Annotated in this window: 23 protein-coding genes; 6 read left to right on the top strand and 17 right to left on the bottom strand. The window is 48.1% G+C overall.

Features of this window, described 5'->3' with window-relative positions; translation table 11 throughout:
- Nucleotides 1-159 precede the first annotated feature (159 nt).
- The gene (locus tag KB235_RS15380) at nt 160-906 is read right to left on the bottom strand and encodes a hypothetical protein (protein ID WP_211781088.1); all 747 of its coding nucleotides are present in this window, start codon (nt 904-906) and stop codon (nt 160-162) included.
- Nucleotides 907-1,316: 410 nt separating this feature from the next.
- Here KB235_RS15380 and KB235_RS15375 point away from each other — a divergent pair, with 410 nt between their 5' ends.
- From KB235_RS15375 to KB235_RS15365, 3 genes are read left to right on the top strand one after another with little or no spacing between them, the layout of a single operon-like run.
- Complete coding sequence (locus tag KB235_RS15375) at nt 1,317-8,375, top strand: DNRLRE domain-containing protein (protein WP_211781087.1); 7,059 nt, start codon at nt 1,317-1,319, stop codon at nt 8,373-8,375.
- Nucleotides 8,353-8,763 (top strand): hypothetical protein, encoded by a 411-nt coding sequence (locus tag KB235_RS15370; RefSeq protein WP_211781086.1) that lies wholly within the window; start codon nt 8,353-8,355, stop codon nt 8,761-8,763. Before KB235_RS15375 ends, KB235_RS15370 begins: the two co-directional genes overlap by 23 nt.
- Before the next feature lie 22 nt (nt 8,764-8,785).
- Entirely contained in the window at nt 8,786-9,184 is a 399-nt protein-coding gene (locus KB235_RS15365; protein WP_211781085.1) for a hypothetical protein, read from the top strand.
- Between the two features lie 140 nt (nt 9,185-9,324).
- Here the strand turns inward: KB235_RS15365 and KB235_RS15360 are convergent, their stop codons facing one another.
- Both KB235_RS15360 and KB235_RS15355 read right to left on the bottom strand, forming a co-directional pair.
- Nucleotides 9,325-9,921, bottom strand: a complete 597-nt coding sequence (locus KB235_RS15360; protein WP_211781084.1) for a hypothetical protein — start codon at nt 9,919-9,921, stop codon at nt 9,325-9,327.
- 134 nt (nt 9,922-10,055) lie between these two features.
- Nucleotides 10,056-10,337 carry a hypothetical protein gene (locus tag KB235_RS15355; protein ID WP_211781083.1) on the bottom strand — a complete coding sequence of 94 codons (282 nt, stop codon included), beginning with the start codon at nt 10,335-10,337 and terminating at the stop codon, nt 10,056-10,058.
- A gap of 144 nt (nt 10,338-10,481) precedes the next feature.
- On the opposite strand from KB235_RS15355, the gene KB235_RS15350 reads away from it, so the two are divergent.
- The 3 genes from KB235_RS15350 (at nt 10,482) to KB235_RS15340 (ending at nt 12,488) form a co-directional block, all read left to right on the top strand.
- A complete protein-coding gene (locus KB235_RS15350; RefSeq protein ID WP_211781082.1) occupies nt 10,482-11,324 on the top strand; it encodes a ComEC/Rec2 family competence protein in 843 nt (280 codons plus the stop codon).
- Nucleotides 11,321-11,545 carry a DUF3006 domain-containing protein gene (locus KB235_RS15345; protein ID WP_211781081.1) on the top strand — a complete coding sequence of 75 codons (225 nt, stop codon included), beginning with the start codon at nt 11,321-11,323 and terminating at the stop codon, nt 11,543-11,545. The genes KB235_RS15350 and KB235_RS15345 overlap by 4 nt, the downstream gene beginning before the upstream one ends.
- Nucleotides 11,546-11,633: 88 nt before the next feature.
- Nucleotides 11,634-12,488, top strand: coding sequence for a GIY-YIG nuclease family protein (locus tag KB235_RS15340; RefSeq protein ID WP_211781080.1), 855 nt, complete (start codon nt 11,634-11,636; stop codon nt 12,486-12,488).
- Nucleotides 12,489-12,546: 58 nt separating this feature from the next.
- On the opposite strand, the gene KB235_RS15335 is transcribed toward KB235_RS15340, so the two are convergent.
- The 14 genes from KB235_RS15335 to KB235_RS15270 form a co-directional block, all read right to left on the bottom strand.
- A complete protein-coding gene (locus KB235_RS15335) occupies nt 12,547-13,983 on the bottom strand; it encodes an ImmA/IrrE family metallo-endopeptidase (RefSeq protein WP_211781079.1) in 1,437 nt (478 codons plus the stop codon).
- Between the two features lie 4 nt (nt 13,984-13,987).
- The gene (locus KB235_RS15330) at nt 13,988-14,275 is read right to left on the bottom strand and encodes a hypothetical protein (protein ID WP_211781078.1); all 288 of its coding nucleotides are present in this window, start codon (nt 14,273-14,275) and stop codon (nt 13,988-13,990) included.
- Nucleotides 14,276-14,280: 5 nt separating this feature from the next.
- On the bottom strand, nt 14,281-14,730 hold the full coding sequence (locus KB235_RS15325) for a hypothetical protein (RefSeq protein WP_211781077.1): 450 nt from the start codon (nt 14,728-14,730) through the stop codon (nt 14,281-14,283).
- Nucleotides 14,731-14,739: 9 nt separating this feature from the next.
- Nucleotides 14,740-15,894 carry a MobP2 family relaxase gene (gene mobP2 / locus KB235_RS15320; RefSeq protein WP_211781076.1) on the bottom strand — a complete coding sequence of 385 codons (1,155 nt, stop codon included), beginning with the start codon at nt 15,892-15,894 and terminating at the stop codon, nt 14,740-14,742.
- Nucleotides 15,887-16,138, bottom strand: a complete 252-nt coding sequence (locus KB235_RS15315) for a hypothetical protein (protein ID WP_211781075.1) — start codon at nt 16,136-16,138, stop codon at nt 15,887-15,889. The genes mobP2 and KB235_RS15315 overlap by 8 nt, the downstream gene beginning before the upstream one ends.
- Before the next feature lie 193 nt (nt 16,139-16,331).
- Nucleotides 16,332-17,171 (bottom strand): hypothetical protein, encoded by an 840-nt coding sequence (locus tag KB235_RS15310; protein WP_211781074.1) that lies wholly within the window; start codon nt 17,169-17,171, stop codon nt 16,332-16,334.
- Complete coding sequence (locus tag KB235_RS15305; protein ID WP_211781073.1) at nt 17,172-17,750, bottom strand: hypothetical protein; 579 nt, start codon at nt 17,748-17,750, stop codon at nt 17,172-17,174. It abuts the gene before it with no gap.
- Between the two features lie 30 nt (nt 17,751-17,780).
- On the bottom strand, nt 17,781-18,887 hold the full coding sequence (locus KB235_RS15300) for a lysozyme family protein (RefSeq protein ID WP_211781072.1): 1,107 nt from the start codon (nt 18,885-18,887) through the stop codon (nt 17,781-17,783).
- Nucleotides 18,887-20,839, bottom strand: coding sequence for a VirB4 family type IV secretion system protein (locus KB235_RS15295; RefSeq protein ID WP_211781071.1), 1,953 nt, complete (start codon nt 20,837-20,839; stop codon nt 18,887-18,889). The genes KB235_RS15300 and KB235_RS15295 overlap by 1 nt, the downstream gene beginning before the upstream one ends.
- Nucleotides 20,840-20,856: 17 nt before the next feature.
- Complete coding sequence (locus tag KB235_RS15290; RefSeq protein ID WP_211781070.1) at nt 20,857-21,477, bottom strand: hypothetical protein; 621 nt, start codon at nt 21,475-21,477, stop codon at nt 20,857-20,859.
- A 1-nt stretch (nt 21,478) separates the two neighbouring features.
- A complete protein-coding gene (locus tag KB235_RS15285; RefSeq protein ID WP_031424824.1) occupies nt 21,479-21,778 on the bottom strand; it encodes a DUF5592 family protein in 300 nt (99 codons plus the stop codon).
- Between the two features lie 6 nt (nt 21,779-21,784).
- On the bottom strand, nt 21,785-23,743 hold the full coding sequence (locus tag KB235_RS15280) for a pLS20_p028 family conjugation system transmembrane protein (RefSeq protein ID WP_420842166.1): 1,959 nt from the start codon (nt 23,741-23,743) through the stop codon (nt 21,785-21,787).
- 20 nt (nt 23,744-23,763) lie between these two features.
- On the bottom strand, nt 23,764-24,171 hold the full coding sequence (locus tag KB235_RS15275) for a hypothetical protein (RefSeq protein WP_147537536.1): 408 nt from the start codon (nt 24,169-24,171) through the stop codon (nt 23,764-23,766).
- Between the two features lie 16 nt (nt 24,172-24,187).
- The gene (locus KB235_RS15270) at nt 24,188-24,430 is read right to left on the bottom strand and encodes a hypothetical protein (protein WP_024127790.1); all 243 of its coding nucleotides are present in this window, start codon (nt 24,428-24,430) and stop codon (nt 24,188-24,190) included.
- Between the last annotated feature and the right edge of the window lie 62 nt (nt 24,431-24,492).

The raw sequence follows: 24,492 nt of genomic DNA, 5'->3' as shown, positions 1-24,492 counted from the left end.
TTTATATAAATGGGGGGAAGACGCGGATTCTATGAAGCCTAACCAGTTAGAAGTCCCAAAAACCTAAGAAAAGCAACTATCTATTTTAAAAGAGCGCAGTCTATATATTAAAAGGGCCGAAGAAATAGTCAATATGTGACTTCTCTTCGGCCCTTTTAATTAAGAATTATTCTGTTGAAGATTTCGCTCCCGAAGAACAGCAAGCTCTACCTGTTCTTGTAGTCGATGTTCAAAAGCTTCTTTCTCGCGTCGAAGAAGTTGCACCTCTAAATGAAGTTTTCGATTCTCTTCTTCGAGTTGTTCACTCCGACGTGTTTTGCTTTTTAATTCATCTACAGCATCCATTAAACTCTGGTTTTGACGATTTAATTGTTTTTGACTCTCTTCTAATTTTCGAATAGTCCCTTCCAAATCAAAGATCGTCTTTTTATGAACCTTCAACTCTTCTTTAGCTGATTGTTTCTCAGTCTCTAGTGCATTTAGTAAGTTTTGTTTATCTGTATGTAGTTGTTCCAATTGCTGTTGAAGTTGTTCTAGCTCTTCCTGATGTTGCATGACTTTAGCTTCATATTCTCGATGAAGGTCTTCACTTTCCTTCACAACACTGTCTTCAAGTTCACGTATCGTTTCAGTATATTGAATTGTCATGCGTTGAGTTTCTTTTTGTTGCTTCTCTAAGCGAAGAGCTCGTTCATGAAAGAGTGAAGTAATCTGATTAAGTGTAGTTTCAAGTACATTATTCTCTTCATCGATTAATGGGTCTGGTGATTGTTTATCAGCTAATTGAATAAACTCTTCAAATAATTGATTCGTCGTTAGTTGTCGTTCTTGCATTAAACGTTGAATATGTTCTGTCACTTCTTCAGAGACACGAAATGATTTTACTTTTGTTTCGTTTGAGGCCATATCCTATTCACTCCACGTCATTTTTTTTTAGTATGACGGTTTGTCAAATTAAGCGCAACACTTCCTCGGTGAAGGCCTCGTGTGCAGTCTTCCAGCACAGGCATTTGCGGTCGGCCGTTGATTTGGCGAGGCCGTCGCTATGGGCTTATTTTGCGCTCACGTTCAGATCTTCCACTTAAATTTATAATTCATCTTTTTAAAAAAGGATAAAGAAATTCTTGAACTTTGAAACCTTAAAGAATAAATCAAAAAGAGAAACAATAAGTCAAAAAGATTTCAAAATTACGTTTATATTATATTTTTGTCTTCAAATATGTAATTTTCTATTCCCCCTTTTTCTAATTTTATATAGAATCAATTTGTACTGTTGTATTGGTCATAACATTTAAAGAAAAATATGGAGGTTATGTATGTATAAGTTAAGTCACAAAATAATGTCATGGCTTTTAGTCGTGACATTGGTTTTATCTTCTTTTCCAATGGGAGAAGGAGTAAAGGCTGAAGGAGACGGAAAAAAGACGAATACTTCTTCCGTTAGTGAAAATGAGGTTGCCGAACTCGTTGCCCCTGATTCTGATTCTGACTATCTACCTGTCGAAGACATTACAGGGGATCATATGGTCGTGACAGAAGGAAAGGAGTCAGGTACATACGAGCTCACTGCCTACGACGATACTGTGAAAATTAAAAATGAGGATGGAGAATTCGTACCTGTTGATGCAACACTAGAAGCGAGACAGGATGGCTTTTCACCGAAGTCGACGCAGCTTCCGGTAAGCTTTGAACGAGCTTTACGGTCAGGTTCACCTTTCTTAGAAGTTGGTGAAGACTCTTCACGTATTGCGTTCACTTTAAAAGGACTGCAATACGAGGAAGGTCTTGTAGCACCGAAAGATGTTCAAACCCTTATTCGCGATAATCAGGTTTGGCATCGAAATGTGTTTCCAAATGTGGACTTGCGTCACATCACATTAAACGATGAAGTGAAAGAGGATTTGATTTTCAATCAATCCGCAGAACTACCAAAAGAAATCATTTATGAATTTAATACCTTATTAACACCAGTACTTAAAGAGAATCAGATTCTCTTCTATGACAAGGATGCTCTCGTCCTCACAATGCCCGTGCCTGAAATGCAGGACAGCGCAATTGATGAGAAGTCAGGGCTTCCGGCTCGTTCGTTTGATGTCGTCTATGAACTGACTGAACTTGCAGATGCGTCATATGAACTTAAAGTCGTGCCTGATCAAGAATGGTTGAACGACCCAGCGCGTGTCTACCCGATTTATGTCGATCCGACGCTTGCACGTGACGCTACACTTGACACATTTGTCTCTAGTAAAAACCCGACAACGAACATGAACAAATTCTGGAGCTCTAGTCGCGGGGAGTATGTCTTGTGGGTAGGCTACTTTGATGCCACCACGGGTACTAACTATGGGTTGATTAAATTCCCGGCCCTTACCGATTTACGTGGAGCTACTATCAGCTCTGCTGATATCAATACGTATGTAACATGGAGTTATTATGCGACTCAACAAAACGGATTATGGTTGGACCGCGTCAACGAGAACTGGTCTGAAACTGGTGTGACGTGGAATACGCGACCGACGTCAACAAACCTTGCCACAACAAACGTAGCACGGAATCAATGGGCCAATTTTGATGTCACTACGTTTGTTTCACAAGTAGCAAGTGGCACGCGTACAGACTACGGGTTTAAGTTTCACACCAACGGGAACACGACAACACACTGGAAACAGATCACAGCGTCCGAGACAAATACGAACCGGACACGTTTGAACGTCACCTACAGCTACCCGAAGATGTCGGCCATTTCGACAGAAGGCTTCTTAACGACTCCGACGTCTTCAAGCGGACATGTCAATGTCACGTGGCCAGCGATGGCAGGTGCGACAGGCTATCGCTTACAAATGTTCGATGGTAAGGGGTGGCAGACGGTTTATACCGGCACGGCACGATCGTTCACTACGAAAGACAAAGGATTATTCCCAAAGACGACTCAGTATGGGACACGTGATGCCTCCACTGGAGGAATCAAGTTCCGTAACGGCGATGGACAAGAACTCCCAGTCGATCCCTCCGACTTCTTTAATAGAAGTAGCGGGACAACGACGAATACATTGTCATATCAATTCCGTGTAATCGCCGATTACAAACTTGGTAGCGGCGCGGCATCCTCTACAGCGAAACGTTCGCTGCAAGAGCTCATTCCAGACGTACCGACAAACTTATCGGTTGTTGCCGGGGATACGACTGCTGATGATCGTGGACAATTTGTATTGAGTTGGGATGAGTCGGAGCACGCGACAAGCTATGATGTCTATGTGTTCAACGGATTCGCTTACGAATTGATTGAGAACGTCAAGACGACAAGCTGGAGCCCGAATGGGAAACGCCTATTCCCGACGACGGCGCAAATCAATGCCATGCCAATCAACACCCGGACGGCGTTCCGTAAAGGGGACGGACAAGACTTCCCTGGAGATCCTCGCCCGTTGTATCGAAAGAACAACCCGGACCGGACGACCTATCATAATGTTCTTCATTATTATTTCCGAGTCTATGCGAAATCATCAAAAGGTCAGAGCGCAGGGTCAGACGTACGTACATTCAATGTACCCGCACCGCGTGTTACGACAGAAGCGGTCGGCTACTCAGATAACCGAAAAAACAGCACCGGCTTCCTATTTGCAAGCTGGCAACCTGTTCCTGGCGCTGCAGGATATAACGTGTATTTATACAACGGGAAAGAATACGATTTGGTTGAAACGGTACCAAGTGACGTAACCACTTGGCACTCTCGAAACAAAAAATTATGGCCGCTTGCCGGTCAGTCTTACAAGTTGAACAATAATGGTGTCGTTGGGCAAGGAGGAGAGCTTCCTGTCGACCCGAGTCCGAACTATCTCTTGTCAGGTGGGAAGTATGGCAAGCACACCAACTACTGGATTCGTGTGACGGCTCACCGTCGTGCCATGCAACCTGATGTGTTACTAGCTTCTAACTTTGTCTCCGAAGGGAACTTGAACCGCACTCTTCCAACGACACCACGGATCTTGAAGGTAGATGAGCCGGATCTCGGTACCGAAGAGTTTTATCCAATGCTTGATACCTCGATTGGTTCATTCAACGTCATGAAGGAAAATCAGTTCTTGGAGGAAACGGATGAAGTGCTTCCGGGTCGAGGGCCGGCTGTGGAAGCGAGTCGCTACTTTAACTCGAAGTCGATCCGGCTTGGGATGTTCGGGCTGGGATGGAGCAGCGGGTTAGAGCGTCGACTTGAAATCCCGACAGAAGACAAACCGAAAGTCATCCGTTACATCGATGCTGACGGGAGTGGGCATTTGTTCCTCCGTACGTCTGTTCAAGAGAATGGAAAGACGGTGGAGAAACTCTTGCCGCCGACAGGAATCGATTATGAGTTCAGCATTGAGAACAATGGCACACAATACGTCATTCAGACGAGTGACGGCCAACGTGAAATTTACAATCAAACTGGTCAACTCGTCGGTATAGAATATGACGCGAAAGAGAACGGGAAAAAGAATAACGTCCGTTTCGACTATTCAGATGTCCAAGGCGTTAAACGTTTAACAACCATCTATGCAGCGAGTGATACAGGCACGGCTTCTCCGAACCGTCTCACGTTTACGTACAATGCTGAAGGTTGGGTCGACACGATGACGGCGACAGCATCTTCAGATGAGAAGGTTGACTCACGCACGTATCGCTACACGTATGATGCCTGGGATCGCTTGACGAGCGTGGAAAGCTTCAGAGGATCTACTCCGATTGAGACATATGGTTACACGTATACAGAAAGTGTCGGTACCATCGAAGAATCGGGAGAGATCGCGGAGCGCCCTGATTCGCCATCTCCAATCAATCGCTTGATATTACCTGGCCATACCGCGGCAGAACCAAATGAAATCATCGGTGAATTCGACAATGCGATTCCATCTGTTGTCCAAGAGGTTGACGGAACACGGAACGCCTATGAGAAGACATCCGGAGATTCCGCTGAGCGAACGGTCTATCAAGTCTCGACCGTTGATGCAAAAGATGATCAAGTGATGACTCCAATCACATATACGTTTGATACGGTGGGCCATCTGGTCGAAGAAGTAGAAGGCGATAAAAAAACAATTTACGAGTGGAAAGACCACCGGATCGTAAGCGTTAAAAATCCGGACGGTTCGGTCGAAAAGACAACGTACGATGACCGTGATACGGCTGACGTCGACAAAACGACGGAGTTAGACGGAAATGTGCTCGTAGAGAAAGATGCCACGTCAATCACGACCTATGAATATGCTGAAAATGGGGATGACCTCCTCCGAATCGAAGATGAGTTCGGTTTGGCCGAAGAGGTTGCTCTAAACGAGGATCGTGAAGAAATCGTCGATCATGAGGAACCAGAGGAACGAATCGGGTTCACAGAGTATGACAGTCGAGGAAACGTTACGCGAACAGGTGTAGGTTTAACGCCAGGCGTCAATCTGTATCCAAATGGTAGCTTTGAAGGAACAGAGACGGTGACACCAGGAACGCTTGTAGATGGTGGTCGCAATGGTAAAGCACTTCAGTTAAACAATGCGACGCTCACAAGAGAAGTCACTATTAAAACTGGCCACCCGTATAACTTGGGTATCGACATGAAGACCTCGGGCACGTCAAAAGGAAGTGTCACGCTTACACTCCTGAATAGCTCAAATGTCGCGGTCGGGACCCATACGATCCGTCCGATGGGCAATCTAGGAGAATGGACGAGACGATTCGTCGAATTTACTGCAAAAGACGGAGCCGTCAAGGCACGAATCAGCATTGTTTCTGAAAATGGTTCAACCTTATTCGATGAGGTACAACTTGATACTGCGAAACAAGGGCATGCCGTCTCGGCCTCGGCGTTCAACCATGTCGAGCAGGGCGGGTTCGATGGCCTCAATAAATGGCAACTAGTAAAAGCTACAGCAAGCTCGACCGGTTATATGAGCGAAAGTGGCTTGAGCCTTCAACCTGATGGAACGGCGAAACAAACCATTTTTGTTAACCAATCGACAGCAAAACCGTTCTATGTGAGTGCTCTGGCACAAAAGGCCTCGAAAACAGATTCACTAAATGTGGTAGCGACATATGAGGATGGAACGACGGTACAGAAAACAGCCACATTCCATGCGTTAGACTATACCGGAAAAGACAATGACACGACATGGCAACGTCAGACGATTCAATTGACGTCAGATCAGAACAAAAAACTCGTGAAAGTCGATCTCACCATCAAGAACGGTTCGACGAGCACCATTCTTATCGATGCGGTCCGGGCATCTATCGGACGAGTCGTCTCTGAATCGACGTATGACAAACAAGGAAACCACGTCTTAAAAGATGCCGGGCTGACGAAGCTTCCAGTGACCAATACGGTCGACGCGTTCGGGAATGTCTTAACCATCGGTCAAGGGAATCGTACACGGACGAACACCTATGATCTATTAGGTCGTTTGACGACGACGACCGCGGAGAACGGGACTGTCATTTCCTATGTTTATGACAAGAAAGGACAAGTCACACAAAAAACGTTTGATGGAAAAGTCACTTCATACACGTATGGAAAAGGTCGCATCACTTCTGTGGACCGTCCAGGGGGACAACGCTATCAATATGTCTATGAGCCTCATACGGGCAACTTAAAAGAAACCATCCTGCCATCCGGAAAAAGACTCGGAAACATCTATGACGATGAGGGAAAAATCACCGAGCTAAAAGAATCCAATGCAACACGATTCAAATATGGCTATGATGCGACCTCGGGCGATCTTGTTTCCATTCAAATGGGGAACGACAGTGCGAAACTAAAGAAATACGAATATGATACGAAAGATGCAGGTAAAGGTCGTCTGTTGAAGCTGACGGATTTCCACCAGGTCCTTCAATCATGGGATTACCAAGATGTCAACGGTGTCGGAACCGAGCTTCCGCTCTCCATCACATTAGCGGGAACGAAACGCGACTTTGCATATGATGTCGCTAAACGAAATCATGGGGTCACTGTCGAGAGTCAACATTGGGCTTTCCGCCATAATGAGGATGGCAAGACGACGCAGATCACCATGCCTGGCCAAGGCGGGGAGTCGCTTGTGGAGTTCGATGAGACTGGTGCCGTATCAGCATGGTCCGCCTCTGCTGGTGATAAACAGATTGCATTTGAGCGTTATAGTTACGACCAATATGGAAACCTGTCAGGTTTAAAGAAAGATGGGGAAACTGCAAGTTATTCATATGACGCGATGGATCAATTGATTGAAGAGAAGACCCTTGACGGACAGACAGTCAGCTATGCGTATGACAAACGTGGGAACCGCACGCATATCAATAACCAAGTCATAGCTGAATTTGATGATTCCAACCGGATGACGAAGTTCAAGAGTCAAGCCATTGCGTATGATGCAGACGGGAACCGTATCAATGACGGACGTCTGAAATATTCATGGGACGGGCTTGGGAAGTTGACTGCGATTGAAGACGTCAACGGGGCAAAGAAATGGCAGTTCACGTATGACGAACAAGGGCGCCGTATCCAGAAGACTGGGCCGAGTGGAACGATTCGCTTCCATTACGACGGAGATTCGAACCGACTGATGGCTGAGACAGATACGGCCGGCAAACCAATCCGAGAGTACGTCTATAATGCGGACCATATCCTTGTCGGACTCAAGACAAATGGGACATGGTACAATTATCAACGGAACTATCGTGGGGATATTGTAGCGATCACGGATATGGATGGGAAAGTTGTGGCCACGTACACCTATGACACATGGGGTAAATCGTTAACGACGAATATCACCGATTCGAAGTTGACAGGTCAACCAATTCGTTACGCGTCGTATTATTATGACGAAGAATTAGCACTTTACTATCTGATGGCCCGTTATTACCATCCAGAACAGGCAGTATTCCTCTCAGTTGATCCTTTGTTAGATAGTGATGAGTCAATTGAAATGGCAAATGGTTATAGCTATGTCATGAATAATCCGTTAACACGAATTGACCCAGATGGACTTATGTGGGATCACGATAGAATGGGATATGGTCAAGTTTCTTATCGTGGAGGAGGCGGTGGAAGTAGAGGTACTGGCAAGTCTACTTCTTCTCAACAGAATAATCTTTATAAAAATGAAATAGTAAATAGCAGAACTAAGCAAATTACTGAGCATAGAAGAGTTATTAAGAAACGTAATTTAGATGCTGAGATGAGAAAGTTTTTAGGTCAAGGATTCGTTAAAATAAGTAATGGTAAATGGAGAAGTAAGGATGGCAAACGTCAATTTAGAGCAAAACCTAATGATGTTGCCGGAAGGCACGGAAAAATCGGACCACATGTACACTTTGAGTTTTTGAACCATAAAAGAGAGGTGTTAAAAAATGTTCACATCCGCTTACGATAACAATGAAGAAAAACGAATTTTCGAAATTTTCCGCGGAGGTAAATACGATTTACACTTATGGGTTTTACATGATGATTTAGAAAAAGCTTTGAGTGTGCTTACTAAAATACGTAAAAGTACGTGTACTAAAATACCAGTTATTAATAGTTTTTTTGCTAAGTCCAAACCTGTGGAGAGGTTGGTTTTCCAAAAAGTGGATTCAAAGCCATCTAGTGTGAATTATTTTAATAACCAGCTTGAAATTAATATAGAAAATGAAGCTTTAGAAAACCTAATTCAAAATTTAAGAGAAGCAGTTGAAAGTGGAGAAGTTTTTCCTTCAGAAGTAACCGAATTGTCAACTGATTTCGGTTATGAAATTACGCTTTATGCTTCGGTAGGGTATTAATTTGTTTGGGGGATAAAGGTAAATGCGCTTAAAAAGATATAGTAAGAGCATGTTATATTTATTAATTTGCAAAAGTGAAATACCGTTATTAAAAGATAAGTTCCTTAAAACTAAATGTGGTGAAGAAATCTGTCTGAAGATAGACGGTTTCATTGAGAATAATATGCCAGTTAATAAGCTTCAAATTAGTGCACTTAAGGGAAACTCAAAATTAATATATGATAAAAACAAAAAAACCTTAAAATTGTTTATCAATATGGAGGATTATATTGCAAGGATGCACATATTAGAAACAGGAAAGGATGAAAACTTAGAGTGGCTCTTTGAAGATGAAGAATTTTTATTTCCTTTTGAAACACTTGAAGTTTATAGCAAGTATTCGATTAATTGGTTTAGTATTATAGACATTTATGAAGATTAAATGACAAAACAGAAATTGACATATTACTTAATAGGGAAACAGATGTATTACTTTTCTGTTTTTCCTATTAGGTTTTTTTAATCCCATGAAACAAACATTATGTCGAATATAAAATGCGTGTACTGCGTATGAGTGAATTGCTAAACTATTGATGTGGGGTGAAATCTGCGAGACCGATTCGATTTATGAAGATACGCTCCGTGGCCGGATTGCCCGAATTTAGTTGCCTCGACAACTTCTTCTATCTGGACAACAGGCTCCTCTGCTGTCTCACTTGCAGAAAATGTGTTTTTATTGGTGCAACCAACCATTAGCAAAATGGCCAAAGAAAGGGCTAAGTAGGTAAACTTCATTTTTTTCCTTATAGCATGTTTACGATGCGCCATTCCTTCAAAATTTTGTTCGTTCATATGCCGGGTCACACGTTCGATTATTCTAAACCGTTCGCGTTGACAAGAGTTGTAGGCTTCTGCAGGTAGTGACAACTCGACCTCAATCGTGACTTTTACTTTTTTTCTTCGTTTGTCGAATCTACTGAGCAAATGATGTTCCAGCTTCGTGATGAACGCGTCGTCGCCAACACCCTCTTCTGACTTCAGTACGCCGGTTATCTCAGTACTGATTCCATCAAGGTGGTGTTTGATTTCAAACGGTGTCGCATCCAAGTACTCGCAAAGGTGATCAAAGCGTAGTATCTCTGTACCGTGATATTGCTGGATCCATTCTTGAAGTCGCATGAGGAGAACCCCTTTTTAGTTCAAGTGTACCTCGTATGTACCTCGTAGGGTTTTAACAAACAGTGACGAATCAGTGTACAGCGTGTATAAGATAAAGCACATGAGACCTGTTCGATTTCATATTCTGTCCTTCCTTAAAAACGGACTTTGTTCCGGACTTTCATCTCTTCCAACTTTGCTTTTTTCACATCGGGATCAGTGGTGAACCGATAGCTGCTCCGCTCATGGATCCAGGTCTCATCAAGGATGATGCCATTCATAATATGACGATACGGCATGGCGGTGCATAACGTGTATGCTTTCAGATAATGTGCAGCTTCCTGAATGGAGACACACTCCTTTAATTCTATCCCGTCTTTAAAAATCAGGACCGGTTTATTCGTCTTATTTATTGCGATTGGTTTTCGTAAATCCATTTCTCTCACTCCTCCTATCAATTACACCTTACCTATTTATGTATGTGGTCAACCACAGGAATAAGAAGCTATTTAACAAATAGCGGATTATAATAAAGGTGTGTTGGATAATTTTACAATAATTTTAAAGTGGAGTGATAGAAGATGAATAAATTGATCAAGATTGGGAGTGCCGTTCTATTTAGTGGAGCGCTATTGGTGTCGCCATACGGGGAGGCATCTGCCGCTGCGAGCATCAAAGTCCATTACATCGATGTCGGGCAAGGAGACGCTATCTACATCAAGATGCCGAGCGGTGAGGACGTCATCATCGACGGGGGGAACAAAGGAAAGGGCGATGCCATTGTCGCCTATCTCAAGAAACAAAAAGTGGATGACATCGAAGTATTGATCTCGACGCATCCGGACGCAGATCATATCGGTGGATTAGATGAAATTTTGGATGCCTACCGTGTCGAGAACGTCTACGCGCCAAAAGTGAAGCACACGACCCAAGCCTACAAAGACTTCCTTCAAGCCGTCAAACGGGAAGGGAAGACCATCAAAACGGCACAGGCCGGCGTGAAGCTACCGATCAAAGGTGTCAGTGCGAAGTTTGTGGGTCCGGTCAAATCCTACTCGAACAGTGACTTGAACAACTGGAGTGCAGTCCTTCATGTCACGTACAAGAAGAACACGTTCTTGTTCACAGGGGACGCGGAACACGTTTCTGAGAAGGACATGATGGCCAAGAAGCAGACGCTCCGTGCAGATGTCTTGAAGGTGGGGCATCACGGTGCCAAGACGTCGACGAGCAGCACGTTCCTCAATACGGTCAAACCGAAGCATGCCATCATTAGTGTCGGGAAGAACAACTACGGGCACCCGACGTCCGAAGTGGTGACGAACTTAAAGCGCCAAAAAGCGAACACGCTTCGCACAGACAAGAACGGCACAATCATCATCACGGGGAACGGCTCGAGTTACGCCGTGAAAAAATCCAAATGAAGAGACGACGGGGAATCATCGATCGATTCGAAGGAGACTTAGCTGTCGTCGAATTCGGAGAAGTGATGGAGGATATTCCAAAGTCACGGCTCCCTGATTCGATTCAATCTGGGGATGTGCTGTGGTTTTATGAGGATGGAAAAGTTGAGATAGATGCAGAGGAAAGGCAACGGCTATCAAAAGAAATCGACCGGCTGATGGATGAACTTTGGGAAGACTGAGTAAAAGTATACAGATTTTTTCTATATATGTTTTCAAGTACATCTCCCGAACAACAATCATTTAGATGTAAAGTGAGGTACCTAAATTGTGATCAATAATCGAACGCTGATGCTTCATTTCCCTGATGCTAGTCATGCAACATCGTTACGTATTTTTCAAGATCCGACGAGTCAAATACGTGGGTTTTATTTTACAAAGAGTCAGCTGAGTAAAGTCGAATCTCTAGATTACGCTAATAATCATGCTGTATATTTTCTTTTCTCTACTACAGAAGAATCAAGCGTTTACATCGGGCAGTCTGTAAATGGCATTAAGCGCATCAAATCCCATTTGAGAGACAAAGACTTTTGGCAATTTGGAATCTTATTTGTTACTGACAACAATAGCTTTGATAAATTAAGTATTGATTATTTGGAATATTATTTTATCCAGGCTTTTTCAAAAACACAGTATAGTTTAGAAAACCAAGACTTGAGAACGACGGCGCCCAATGTAAATGTATTTAATTTATCCACATTAAATTCATTTGCTTCTCAAATGCAATTCTTACTTGAAGCTATGGGGATTTCTTTTGAGGCGGCTGCATCAATAAATGAAGAAATAGATGAAGATGAGATTTTTTTTGCTCGTTCTCCGCACCAAGCGTCAATTAAGTTACAAGATGGACGTTTTATCTTACTGACAAATTCTATTATTAAAGCTCCTTTAAGTCGCACAAAAGATTGGAGTGACAGTGGGAGGTTTTACAAACGCTCTTACCGACGATACACTCAACTTATAGAGTCAGGAAAAGCAATCAAGATAGATGAAATGACAGCAAAGTTAGTGGACAATGTCGAATTTACTAGTCCGAGTATCCCTGCCGGACTATGTTCAGGACTTTCCCAGAATGGATGGAAATTTTGGAAAGGACTGGACGAAAAGAGAGATAAAGAAAGCTGATAGCTTAAACAATAACCAGATACAAGAAGCTTCATACTTCTTGTATCTGGTTATTAATTTAGAGAGTGCGTTCAGAATTTAAAAGAAATGTCCTTGAAAGAGCTCTTTTTTCTTCTTTAAGAAGTACTTCATGCCAACACTCCTCGAGTGATTTCAGAATCGGTTTTTCAAATCGATTGTTTTTTTCAAGATTGTGTAAAGGGTTTACAGCACTGTCTGGAACGAAGTGACCGCTAACCAATGGTTGATTAGGTAATGCAATTGTATAAGCAACAAGCTGGTTTTCACTGAAGTCATGATTATTGGCGATACCGAACTGTTGAAACCCGAATCCTTTACCATGAATATACATGAGCGGCTCATCGACACGATCCACATTCAGGTTCGTCTCGAGGGCCGCTTTTGCGTTCAGATAGGGCTCCACCTCTTCGGGAAACACACTTTGTACGGCGTGAACCTGTTCGTAGAGTGTCAGGTCGGTGTCTATCCATCCCATACGCCGATCTAGCTGCTCGATATATTCGAGTGGGGTCTGTTCCTTTTCTTGTTCCAACGTGCGCACCTTCTCTAAGTGTGACTCGATATGGTCGAGGAAAGTCGCGGATGTCTGATGGACCTCTTGCAATAGTTGTTCCTTGTCGAGCAGTTCCTTGTCTTTCGTCCAACCGGCCAAGTAAGAGAGCGAGAAGTCGTCCGTCGGGAATCCGAGTTGATGTGAGACGACATAGGCGACCATCTCGGCTTGGAACTCTTTTTCGGGTGCCGTGAGTGGTTTGTCCCGTTCTAAATTCCGCTCCTGGTTGTGCAGCTCCGCGTGGGCGAGCTCGTGGATCAGGACGCTGATGTCCTCGATGGATGTGTTCCGCGGGTTCAAGGCGATCGCATGCAGCTCCGGATAGTAACAGCCCTTCGCCGTCCCGATTTCGTCGAGCGGTTCCTCCAATAGCGTCACATTCCGGGCATCCGCGAGCGTCGTCAAGGCGTCACGGATGTCTTGTTCGTTCTCGAGCCCGCCGTCACGGTGATACCGTTTGAAGATGTCCGAGACCTCGATTCCTTTCTCGCGAGCGTCGGTCTGCGTGTACTCGAACACGTGACCGATCTTGAAGTACATCATCTTGCGTGACGGGATGCGTCCTTGTTTCACACCGTCCTTGATCGGCTTCGGTGCCTTGCTGAGCGGTACCCATTCATCTTTGTGCAGGGCGTACGTCACTGGGTTCGGGACGAACACCTTGATGCCACGCTCACCTTTTTGAACCTGTGCGCCTTGCTTCTCCCAGAACGGATAAGAGCCGACCGCGACTGCGCCGGGGAACTGGGACTCGATCAAGATCGCGTTCCGCATCGAGTATTGATGGAACTTGCCGAGAAACTGCAGATGTTCCCGAATCTTCTCCGGACTCTCGAAGTAGCTGTCGATCTGCTTTCCCATTTGTTCCGTCAAGGTCTCGAGCTCAGCTTTCCGTTCTTCGTTCGTTTTTATTTTGGCCATCGTGTCAGACTCCTTCCTTCAACAAGTCGGTGACAGATTCATCACTATCCGCAAAATCGTTCAGTTCACGCTCGAGTTGTGGCGACGTTTCCGGGATGTCGAGTAACAGTTGTGTCCGCTCGAAATTGACGGGAAGTAAGACAATTTCGTCTTGCGCGATGATTGTTAAAAGCTGGTGCTCGGAAACGGACACCGGGATGTCGTACTGGTTTCCATAGATGAGGACCGTGACGGTATCGGATTGAAGCGTCAACAGTTGTCCCATCGTGAAGGGACGGTCAAGTGGTCGCATAAGATTCATCCTCTCTCAAAAGTTAAAGTGTCCTTCTTCTGTTTTTGGTGCTCGATGCGTTCCTGGACGACACGTTCCGCCGTCGCGAGGAACGTCGGCTTGAACTGATCCGTCGTCATGATGTCCTCGATGCCCTCGGTCTGCATCAGCGCCTGAAGGAGCTCTGTCAGGATTAGTCCGTGACGGTCGGAGCGGTTCGCGGCGAGACGGATCCGCTCGAGTTCCGCCGATACCTGCTCGTTCACCAACTCCTCGATATGACGGGAGACCTGCGTGCTAATCGAGCGGATGAGGAACTGCATGTCCCACTTCTCGTCGGCCAGTTGTTTATGCTTGTCTGCGATATGGTCGATGACCTGACCGAGATGACCGAATCGTTTGTCGTCGGCGAACTCCTCCAAATACGCAACCGTCTCCGGCTTTAACCGGAGACGAATCTGTCTCAACTCTTCCATCGTCCTCCCTCACTTTCCATATTCGATGTCCCGTTCCAGCTGTTCGAAAGCACGTTGGTTCTTCAAATGTTCGAACTCGTCGTTCATATGCCGCTCAATCCTGTAAAGTGATTCCTTGAAGATTTTTTGTTGGTTGAACGCGCGTCGGACCGGATGTTTTGGAGATCTATTTTTCTCAACTATCGTCTGTTCTTTTGACAAGTCGCGCATCTCGGAGAGGATGGCATTCCCCATCCGGGTGTAGAGGTCCTGTCGCTTTGTCGTCCGGTACCGCTCGGCCTTCTCCGTGTCGCCGTAACTGCGACGATGGAACGACACCTCCTGTTCGAGCCGCTCGTTGAAGGCCTGGAACTCTGATTTGAAGTGAATATCGATATAGTGATCGGTCAGACGGTCGAGTGATTCCCGGAGCGGCTGCATCCCGTTCATGTTGTAACGCCATTGACGTTTGTCTTCCGGCAAACGTTCATAGATGTCCTTGAATTGACGGACAAGCTCGGGGTGCAGGACACGGTTCGGGAGCGTTGGAATTTTCCGGTTCCGTTTATGGGCGACCAGTTCGTCTCTTATGAACGCGTTCAGTTTCTCTTGTTCTTTCGTCCGATCGGCGAGGGAATGGATGACCTTCGACTTCATCAGCTCGATCGATTTCGGTTTTCGTTTACCGCGCTCACGCATGTGGCTTGTCTCGACGATGGCGACATGCACATGGATGTTGTCGGTGTTGTAATGCACGGCACCGGTCCAGTAGGCGTGGACCATCTTCTCTTTTTGAAGCATTGAATCGATCGCGTTCCGTGTCGCCTGGATCAACCGTTTCTCGTCGACGAGGTCGTCGTGGAGCACGCCGGTCTCGCGTAGCCAAGCGTTGTCGAACGAGATGACGTCCTGCCAGAGGATGCTCCCGTTCTCTTGCGCGTGCTTGAAGATGTCGCGGACAGCGCGACGCTTTTCGTCGTCCAACAGGTCGTCCTCGCGTGTGAACAGACCGCTCGATTTCGTCTCGTCTTCAATATAGTCGTGATACGTCTCGAACTGTTCGCGGCTGTCTTTCGCGTCCGGTCGATTGATGTAGTCGAGGTACGTCGTGTAACGACGTGACTTCTTTTTCGTGCCCGGCACCTTGAACTTCGACTTGATGACAACGCCCGGCGTCTCACGCATCCTGCATCACCTCGTTCAACAACCGGGTCAACTCGGCGAGCTCGTCCGCGCTCCTTTTTAAGTGCAGCGTGTTCGCTTCGAGCTGTCGTTCGAGCCGCTCGACCTGTGTCGATTGGATGCCGTTCGCGCACCAAGAGGCGAGCAGTTCTTTCAAATATTGTTGCCGGGAGCGGTCGTGTTCTTTCGCCCATTCATCGATCTGCTTCACGATGACGGGGTCGATGTCGCGGAGTAACAGATCCATCTGCCTGACCACCTTTCTAGAGGATACATATTGCCAACGTTTAAAAAAGTTCATTCAAAGAGCATAAGGGGAAACTGCTATCACTTGTCGTGATAGCCCAGGCAGAGCCTGGGGTTTCCGTGATATCACTAAAAGTCCGAAAACGGCACGAAATGTGCCAGTAAAACCAGCGATTTGGCACGAAATGTGCCACTTAAATCGACAGTTCCCGGAGCCGGACGCGCAACTTGTCGTGCTTTTCTTCGAGCGCTTTGACTGACTGTTCGAGCTTCTCGAGTTCGAGTACGAGCTCGTCACGCTTCCGGCCGAGGTCGAAGATTTCGTTCTCTTGTTTGACCTGTTCGTCGAGCGAGAGGTAGGGGAGTTCGCTTTCAAGTTCCTCTTTGTCTCGGTCGAGTCGCTTGATGTGTTGTCGCTGTACTTCGACCGACTGCTGCGCTTTTTCTAACTGGCGTTCGGTCTCCGCGAGCTCGTCCTCGATGAATAGTCGCGCGAAAGTTGTCTCGTCAGATGAGGTGTGGCTCGCCTGTTCGATGGTCCGACGGTCGGCATAGAGGGAAGTCAAAAGACCGTTCTCTCGTTCCTCGGGTGTGAGTTCCTTGATTGATTGCGATTCATTCAATCCATAGATCCGGACGGCAAGCTGGCCAAAGTCGTTCGGAACGTTTTTCAATTCGAGCACATATTGGTCGTTCCGTTCATACAGTAGCGTGACTTCTTTCTCGGCATCAGGGCGTGCCTTATAGACGTAAGGGAAGAGATGAACGTAGGTGTTACCTGGTGTCTCATCGAGTGAGAGGCGGACACGCATCGTCCGTTTATCCATGTCATAACTCCAGGCATGGAGCGTCACGGTCTCCCCGTTCGAGAGCCGGATTGCCTCGTTGATCGGTGTCTCATTGACCGGTGCCTCTTCAGCAAAGAAGAACGATGAGGTTCCAAAAAAGAGGAAGCCGATGACAAAGAATACGCCGAGTCCGAGGTAGAACCGGGAGACGTTCTGGGTGAGTCGTCGTCGCGTTTGCCGCCGCATTTAAATTCCTCCTTCCGGTGTCAGGTCTTCCATCGCGGTGACGACCAAACGTCCGTCGATGGACTTGAACGTCAGCGCCAACAGTTCTTGCGTCGTCTCTTCATAACCCGTCTCGGTGATCAACAGGTCTTGTTCGAATCGCACGAGACAATCTTCTCCGGAGACGGAAGGGAACACCTCGATATCGCGGACGGTCGTCTCGAACGTGCCGACGTCACTGCCGTCAGCGGCGAAGAGCGTGGCCGCGAGTTCCTCCGACATGACGTCTTTCGCCTGTCGTTTCTGGGTCGTGTAACTGTCCTTCGTGATGGTGAAGGCGTACTCGACGAAGCGCGTTGCGCGTGTCGTCAGCTCATCTATTCGTTCCGTCTCCGTCGAAGCGACGACTTGTTCAGTGTCCGACGACGTAGCTTCGGAGGTTGCCGATTCAGAGGGAGTGACACTCTCATTTTCCGTCTGATTCGTGTCTGAAGTACTCGTGACAGCCGTCGCTTGTTGATAGAAAAAGGCGTTCGCCGCGAGTGAAATAAGAAGCAGTACCCCGAACAGATAGGCGAGGTGACGTGCGGTGAAGTTCATTCTTCCTCCTCCTTTCCATACATCCATGACTTACAACCCGAAGACCGGGGCGGGGTCGATATGACCGGACCACTCACTCGTCTTGATCTCGAAATGCAGATGGTTCCCGCTCGAGCGGCCGGTCGTGCCGCAGTACCCGAGCGCCTGTCCGGCGTCGATCTGTTGCCCGCTTTGGACACTGAGACGACTCAGGTGCGCGTACGCCGTGATGTAGTTGTCGTGTCGAACCTGAACGAGATTCCCGTACGGTCCGCGGTCGCCGCTAAAAATGACGGTGCCACTCTTGACCGCGTGGATCGTATCGGACGGGGTGCAACTGAAGTCGATGCCGGTGTGGTTGTCCCGTTGTCCGAAGACGATACGCCAGCCGAAACGCGATGTCACGTTGAGCGGGATGGCGAGCGGGGAACGTAACCCTGACAACAGCTTTTTCGTGATGACTCCGTCGGCGACGGCGACCGGCGCAAGGTATTTCAACACCGCGTCGACATACTCGATGTCGCCGTAACAGGCGCCGTGCTGGACCGCACTCGGACGATGACAGCGATAGATGCCGGTGTGTTTCACGCGCTGATACATCATCTGGGAGAACGAGATAGCGAGCTCTTTCGAGTATCGTCCGCCGTTCTCCTGGACATAATCGATAAAGCCGCCGCCGAAGTTGTAACTCTGTAACGTGAGCTGCACGTCCCGGTTCGCCCGTTCAAAGACGGACGCGAAATGCTCGACGCCATAGACGATGCTTTCCTCGGGGGAGGTGATGCAACCGATCTGTCCACACTTCGATTCGCTCGCCTGCATCGGGTCGTTCCCGCGTCCGCCGCTCTCCTGCATCATGAGCGCGAGCAAAAGGTTCGTTTGGTCGGCCAATCCGTGTTTCGTCAGTTCCGATTCGACCAAGCCCCGATACTGAAGCACTTGGTCACTCACCTGAAGACCGCTGCCCGTGTCGAATGTGACATCGGTCGGTTGCTCGTTCTGGACACCTGTGAGCGTATCGAGGATCCCGACGACGAGGATGACCAGGAACAAGACGAGTGCCGCGATGCCGAGCAGGATGAGTCGCCACTTGAGCGTCGCGAGCTGCCATTTCGCTGTGATGGCGAAGCGCGCCGTCCGTTTCGCGGCCGCCCACATCAGGCACCTCCACCGAACAAGGCGAGCTCCTCGGGTGCGACGTCGACGTCAAAGATGAGGTTCTGCACGCCGGAGATGCTGAGGACGACACGCCCCGTCTCGAGCGAGGGGATGATCCGCATCTCGGAATTCGAGAGTTGGCCATCAAACACCGTCTGGATGATCGGGATGCTCTCCGCGTCCTGTTCGCCGATGATCTTGTACTGCGTCAACTGAAAGAGCGACTTGACGTTCTCGGCATTCTCGGATTTTGATCCGGCCGGCACGAAGTCGGTGATCAGGTGCGACACGAAGAAGATGCCACCGAAGTATTTGCGCGCCTCGCGCATACAGCGTTGCAGATACAGGATGGCCGGTTGCGCGATGTCGCGCGTGTTGATCAAATGGTGCGCCTCGTCGATGACGATGAGGTACTTGCATGCTTCTTCCGTCCGGAGCACGCCCTGGTTGTAGGCTTTCAGTTGACTCGATCCGTTGGCGATCATTCCGTCCCACAGCATGTTCATCAAAGAGAACACCTGCGCCTGGAACACCTCGTCCCGCAGACTTGTCAGGTTCCGGAGCGGGAACGACACGATGAGCTCCTCGTCGAACCGGTCGATGGAGGAGTGCCCGTCGAAGATGTTGCCGTAGTTGTGGACGAGGTTCGTGACGGCGAGCTCGATGTTCTCGAGACGCCGCACCCGGTTCGGACTGATTGCTTCCTTGATCGAGGTGCGCGTGTCATCCGTATAGAGCTCACGACGTACGAGTTTTAAGAAGTCGGAGAACGTCGGGTACCGGTTCGCCGGATGCGTCGTGATCGGCAGTTCACCCTGTTCGTCCCAGAGTCCGTGCCGGACGTACAGGTCCCGAAGTAGGATCTCGAACTCGTTCGTCTCTTCTTGCGTCGCCGCCGGGTTGATGTAGTGATAAAACACGGCCATCTTCGACAGATGTTGCATGAACGAGAGTGCCTCGTTGGCACTGCCGTCGTTATTCGTCACCGTCTTATAGACATGGAGCGGATTGATGAGCCCGGCCGACCCGTCGAGCGCGATCTCTTTCCCGCCGAGCTGACGCACGAGGTCGGAGAATTCGCCCGTGACGTCGAGGATGCGGATTTTGTTGCCCTTGATCGCCTGATCGAGCACCGTCTTCTTCAATAGCGTCGACTTGCCGGACCCCATCTTGCCGATCATGAGCGCGTTATAGAACTTGCGTTGCTTGTCCTTGTGGAACAGGTCGAAGATGACGCTTCCGTTCGTGTCGGTCGTCCCGTAATATGTTCCGGTCGCGTCCTGGAGCGACGTGAAGTGGAACGGATAGCCGCCGGCGATGGAGAGGGACGGGATTTCTTTGCCACGGCGCCGGTTCGGGAGCTTTTGTTGTTGATCATAGCTCGTGAACAGGCTCTGCCATTCCCATTCCTGTTCGTTCAGGAAAATTGTCGAACGGAAGTTTCGGGCTTCGAGCTCTTCCATCACTTCCTGCACCTTCACCTCGAGCGTGTCGAGCGTCTTCGCCTTTACATAGAGGCGTAGGTGCAGATATTTCATCGTCTCGCCCTGGGTGATCTGTTCGTAGAGCTCGTTCAGCTCCTTGTATGTCTCCCGGGCGTCGATGCGGTCGATGTTGTCCTTTGCGTTCTCGAAGCGCGTGTTCTGTTCGGCCATCGACTTGTTGATGGTCTGGATGATCTCGCGCTTGTCGGCCGTCCCGATGTCAAGCGTCGTCAAAACGCCCGGCATGTTTAAGATGGGTTCGAGCCAGTAGTCGTAGACGAGCGATTGATATTTATAGACATGGAGGCACGACAGATAGCCGTCCCCGAGCCGGACGAAGTTGGCCTCAAACCGAATGCCGCCCTGCGGCTGGATTTTGGCGATGACGTCGGGGTTATAACCTTTCTCGTTTTTGACGGTCTCTGGGTCCTGTTGTTTGGCTATTCGCTCACGCAGACGTTGCCACATGCGCGTCACTCCTTTCTTCAGGCGTCGAGTTGCGGTTTCGTGTTCGGGTTGTTCAATTGATAGAGCACATGGACCTTCTGGTCGAGTGTCAGCTCGCGCATCGGGTTCGAGCGGCGGAGCAGTTTATAGAGGTGTGTCTTCCGCTCCCGTAACGTCCGCTCGTCATCAGCATAAAAAAAGAGGAGATAATCGCGATTGGTGCGATGCTCCTCGAGGTATTCGAGCTCCTGCTTCTTCTTCAACAAGAAGGGCAGGTAGGCCGGTGTCTGATTTTGTCGAATCTGTCGTTCGATGCTGATTTTCTGCCGTTCGAGACTGAGCGGCGTGTTCAGCGGCACGACCTTAAGCGGATGCGTGTACGCCTGTAGAAGATAGGCGAGTGAGAACACATCATGGTCTTTTTCCTCTTCATTTAAAGAATAGATGTCCTTTGAGGTGAGCTGGACCATGTCGAGATAGGTCCCGTCGCGCATCTCGAACGCCTCGGTCCCGGTGATGTCGACGACCGGCATCAGTTCGGCGACCGTCGGTTTGATGACGACCTTGTCTTTGACCTTTCGTTTCTCGACCACGTTCTGTTCGTCGAGCCAGGTGCCCGTGCGTCTCGGTTCTTGTAGCGACTCCTCGATGAACGCCATCTCAATCACGCCCTTTCGTGTGCGCGTCGAGCGCGAGATAGGTGTCTTTGCGTTTGATGAGCGCGTAGTAGAGCGCGTGGACCATCCGCTTCTGCGGGTTCGTCGCCGGCCGGAGTACCATGAACAGGCCGAATACGACGAGAAAGACCGTGAACGGGATGTGCAGCACCGACGGGATGAACGGAAGCGTCACGAGCCGGAGCACGATGAGCCCGACGAGGAACAGGAAGTCGTGCAAATAGAGCATCTTGTTGATCTTGAGCTCGGTCGTGACCTCGTTCGGGATCCGGTAGTTGCGCATGGGTCATCACTCCTTTTTCTTCATGTTGTCAGATTGCGGTGGCGAGGTCGGATAGATCCGTCGCGTTTCTTCATGATTCTGTGTATGACGGTGCGTCTGATTCTCTCGGACCTGTTCAATGACCTCGGTTTCGACATCGAGCACGGTGTCTTGATGGATGGTCCGTCGGGCGCGTCCTTGACGTTTCTCTGATGCCGCATCACTCGAATCTATCGTAGATGACGTAGATGAGTCGTTTGAATGTGGTGTTTTTTGTTGCGTCGGTGGCGTCTGAGCTTCTCCGGCTACCGATTCGCTTTGACGATTATCAGGTCCGGATGCGTTATCGATAGAACGAGTGACCGGTTCGATAGGCGACGAACTAGGGCTTGGAGAATGACCAGAACTTGAATGATCGTGAATCGACTCCGGTCTTGATGTCTCCGATGATGTTGTTTGATGGTCGGGTCCACGTTCGGTATTTGATTCAGGGTTCGTCGCATGAATCGATTCGGGAGACGTGCGGCCCGACGCTTCGTTCACGTGTGGAGAGCCTTGCGCTTCAAGTTCTGACTCTTGACTATTGATTGGTTGCGCAACGTCCTTTGGATTTGTCGGTTTCTCTTGATCGGTCTGCGTGCGACTTGCAGTTTGGTTCTCCTGAGCGACACCATCTGGATCGGTTTGTCTCTCGGTGTCCATCCGCTGTGAAGCTTGGTCCGCTGCACTAAGTGTTGAACCGTTATGCGGTATGGCGTTTGAATCCATCCGCGTCGTCGCAGCCTCATGGAGCGATGGCATTTTCGGTGCGCCCTGTGTGGCACGCGCGACCTTCGAGACCGCGTGGGCACCGGCCGAGGTCACGCCTTTCCCGGCGGCATAGGCGCCGAGGGCGACACCCCAGCCCCGTTTAAGTCCGGCATCGATCCCAAACAGCCGCTCGACCATGTTCGGTCCATCAATCAAGGCGACCGAGAAGGCGATGAGGGCGATCAGGTAGGCGAACCCGTCCAACGTCTCCGCGAGATAGGCGGTCCCGATCGTGTACAGTTTAATCGAAACGAAGATCAGGATAATCACGAGGAACGTGTTCAAAATGCTCTGGATGACCTTCTTCGTCTTTTGGCCACTGTGCAGGTCGGTCGGTGCGACGAGAATCGCCAGGACATAGTTGAAAGCAAGCTCGAACGAGAGACGCGCCAGTTTATAAGCAATGGAAAACAGCGTGAAGCCCATGATCCCGAGCGTCACGAAGATGGTCAACCAGTTCGGCTGATAGCGATAGTAGTATTGGTTGTTCCATTCGACGCCACCTTGGTCGAGTTTCGAGGTTCCCATCGTTTCACCATTCCAGGTTAGTTTAGACTGAGAGATTTGTTCGCCAGTACTTCCCAAGCGAAATTCATTACTATCGAATACCTCGTTGATGTCGATATTTCGTAAATGACTTTGAGGCAGAGAGTTCAAAGCCTCACCTTCCAAACCGGAAAAATCGTTTCGGTCATACTCAATCAAATCATGAATGTTTTCTCGTAAAATCTGATTTGATATCGATTCACCGGAAGAGTTTTCGCCAGAGTTTTGAGTTGTGAAATCAATTGCAGTATCACTGAATTCACTTACTTGCGTCATCGTTGGAGATAATAGTCCGAGAATGAGCAACGTGATAAACAGATTGATTAAAAATCCTTCCCGATCAAATTTCTTTTGAAAAATGATGAGGTAACCCGTGAATAAGAAGCTAGCAGCTAAAAGAACGTACAAAAAAGGTTGAATCGTAGAAACGAATTCAACCACTTGAGAGTTATTAAAAAATGTTTTAGTTAGTAATATGCTGTCAGCCACTTTTTCAAGTCCATCAATCAATACTGCTAAGCCACGTATTAAAATCCAACCCATTGAGCGGAGGGCATCCAGTACCAGTGTACTGAGACTAAGGATATCAGTGAACTCTTGTAGCTTATTTACAACTTCGTTATCACCCATAGAATCCCTCCATTCAGAGGCTATTTAATGAAGTTAGTAACTTGATCCTTTAATTCATCTTCTGTAAGGGCAGATACATTTAATTCACGGCTGATTTCACCATCAGTTATCTCGTACAATCTGCCACCTTTAAGTTCAGGATGTTCTTGGGTAGAACGTTCCTCAAGATCTTCCCCATTAGGCTGAAACGGATTGAATAAGAGAACGTCTTTCTTTTTTTCCGTGGCGACTTCTCGCACAGTATCAACGTAAACCCCTTCATTACCTTGACTATCGCTGTCTACAAGAACGTATGCACTTTCTTGCTCAGTTTTAATATCTGCAATTTCTTCAACAGAAGTCGTAGAAAGATAATTCGAACTTTCGGCACCACACGATGCTAAAAGTAACGAACTTCCGAGTAGGACACCAATCAAGATTTTCCTCATAACGTTTACCCCTCCGTCAGACGATTTTCCCCTTCAGTAGATCCGCGATTTTCAGGTTGACGCGGAAGTCGAACTTATCTATTAGTGTAACAGTTTTTGGGGTGTCTGAGGTGTCGTCCTGATAGACGGTCAGAAAGCCATCGGTCGTCTGGATATTGAGCACGTCGCCCCGTTCGAGGCGGACGCGTTGCGTCTCGATGATCCTCGCGACGACACGCAATTCGTTCTGGATTCGCTTCTCTCTCGCACTCTCGGCCATGGGTTCGGCCTCCTCTCTACGGTGTACCTTGCTTCAGTTTCTCGAGTCGCTTCGCGATCATC

Source organism: Exiguobacterium alkaliphilum (assembly GCF_018138125.1).
Taxonomy (GTDB): Bacteria; Bacillota; Bacilli; order Exiguobacteriales; family Exiguobacteriaceae; genus Exiguobacterium; species Exiguobacterium alkaliphilum.
This window is presented reverse-complemented; position numbering and strand designations above follow the sequence as displayed.

Coding starts and splice junctions, on each gene's coding strand:
- KB235_RS15370 (WP_211781086.1), top strand. CDS start 8,353: ATGTTCACATCCGCTTACGATAACAATGAAGAAAAACGAATTTTCGAA.
- KB235_RS15285 (WP_031424824.1), bottom strand. CDS start 21,778: ATGCGCAACTACCGGATCCCGAACGAGGTCACGACCGAGCTCAAGATC.
- KB235_RS15310 (WP_211781074.1), bottom strand. CDS start 17,171: ATGCGGCGGCAAACGCGACGACGACTCACCCAGAACGTCTCCCGGTTC.
- KB235_RS15360 (WP_211781084.1), bottom strand. CDS start 9,921: ATGCGACTTCAAGAATGGATCCAGCAATATCACGGTACAGAGATACTA.
- KB235_RS15380 (WP_211781088.1), bottom strand. CDS start 906: ATGGCCTCAAACGAAACAAAAGTAAAATCATTTCGTGTCTCTGAAGAA.
- KB235_RS15280 (WP_420842166.1), bottom strand. CDS start 23,743: ATGGGTGATAACGAAGTTGTAAATAAGCTACAAGAGTTCACTGATATC.
- KB235_RS15325 (WP_211781077.1), bottom strand. CDS start 14,730: ATGGAAGAGTTGAGACAGATTCGTCTCCGGTTAAAGCCGGAGACGGTT.
- KB235_RS15350 (WP_211781082.1), top strand. CDS start 10,482: ATGAATAAATTGATCAAGATTGGGAGTGCCGTTCTATTTAGTGGAGCG.
- KB235_RS15365 (WP_211781085.1), top strand. CDS start 8,786: ATGCGCTTAAAAAGATATAGTAAGAGCATGTTATATTTATTAATTTGC.
- KB235_RS15355 (WP_211781083.1), bottom strand. CDS start 10,337: ATGGATTTACGAAAACCAATCGCAATAAATAAGACGAATAAACCGGTC.
- KB235_RS15345 (WP_211781081.1), top strand. CDS start 11,321: ATGAAGAGACGACGGGGAATCATCGATCGATTCGAAGGAGACTTAGCT.
- KB235_RS15305 (WP_211781073.1), bottom strand. CDS start 17,750: ATGAACTTCACCGCACGTCACCTCGCCTATCTGTTCGGGGTACTGCTT.
- KB235_RS15315 (WP_211781075.1), bottom strand. CDS start 16,138: ATGGATCTGTTACTCCGCGACATCGACCCCGTCATCGTGAAGCAGATC.
- KB235_RS15270 (WP_024127790.1), bottom strand. CDS start 24,430: ATGGCCGAGAGTGCGAGAGAGAAGCGAATCCAGAACGAATTGCGTGTC.
- KB235_RS15275 (WP_147537536.1), bottom strand. CDS start 24,171: ATGAGGAAAATCTTGATTGGTGTCCTACTCGGAAGTTCGTTACTTTTA.
- KB235_RS15300 (WP_211781072.1), bottom strand. CDS start 18,887: ATGTGGGCGGCCGCGAAACGGACGGCGCGCTTCGCCATCACAGCGAAA.
- KB235_RS15290 (WP_211781070.1), bottom strand. CDS start 21,477: ATGGCGTTCATCGAGGAGTCGCTACAAGAACCGAGACGCACGGGCACC.
- KB235_RS15295 (WP_211781071.1), bottom strand. CDS start 20,839: ATGTGGCAACGTCTGCGTGAGCGAATAGCCAAACAACAGGACCCAGAG.
- KB235_RS15375 (WP_211781087.1), top strand. CDS start 1,317: ATGTATAAGTTAAGTCACAAAATAATGTCATGGCTTTTAGTCGTGACA.
- KB235_RS15330 (WP_211781078.1), bottom strand. CDS start 14,275: ATGCGACCACTTGACCGTCCCTTCACGATGGGACAACTGTTGACGCTT.
- KB235_RS15335 (WP_211781079.1), bottom strand. CDS start 13,983: ATGGCCAAAATAAAAACGAACGAAGAACGGAAAGCTGAGCTCGAGACC.
- mobP2 (WP_211781076.1), bottom strand. CDS start 15,894: ATGCGTGAGACGCCGGGCGTTGTCATCAAGTCGAAGTTCAAGGTGCCG.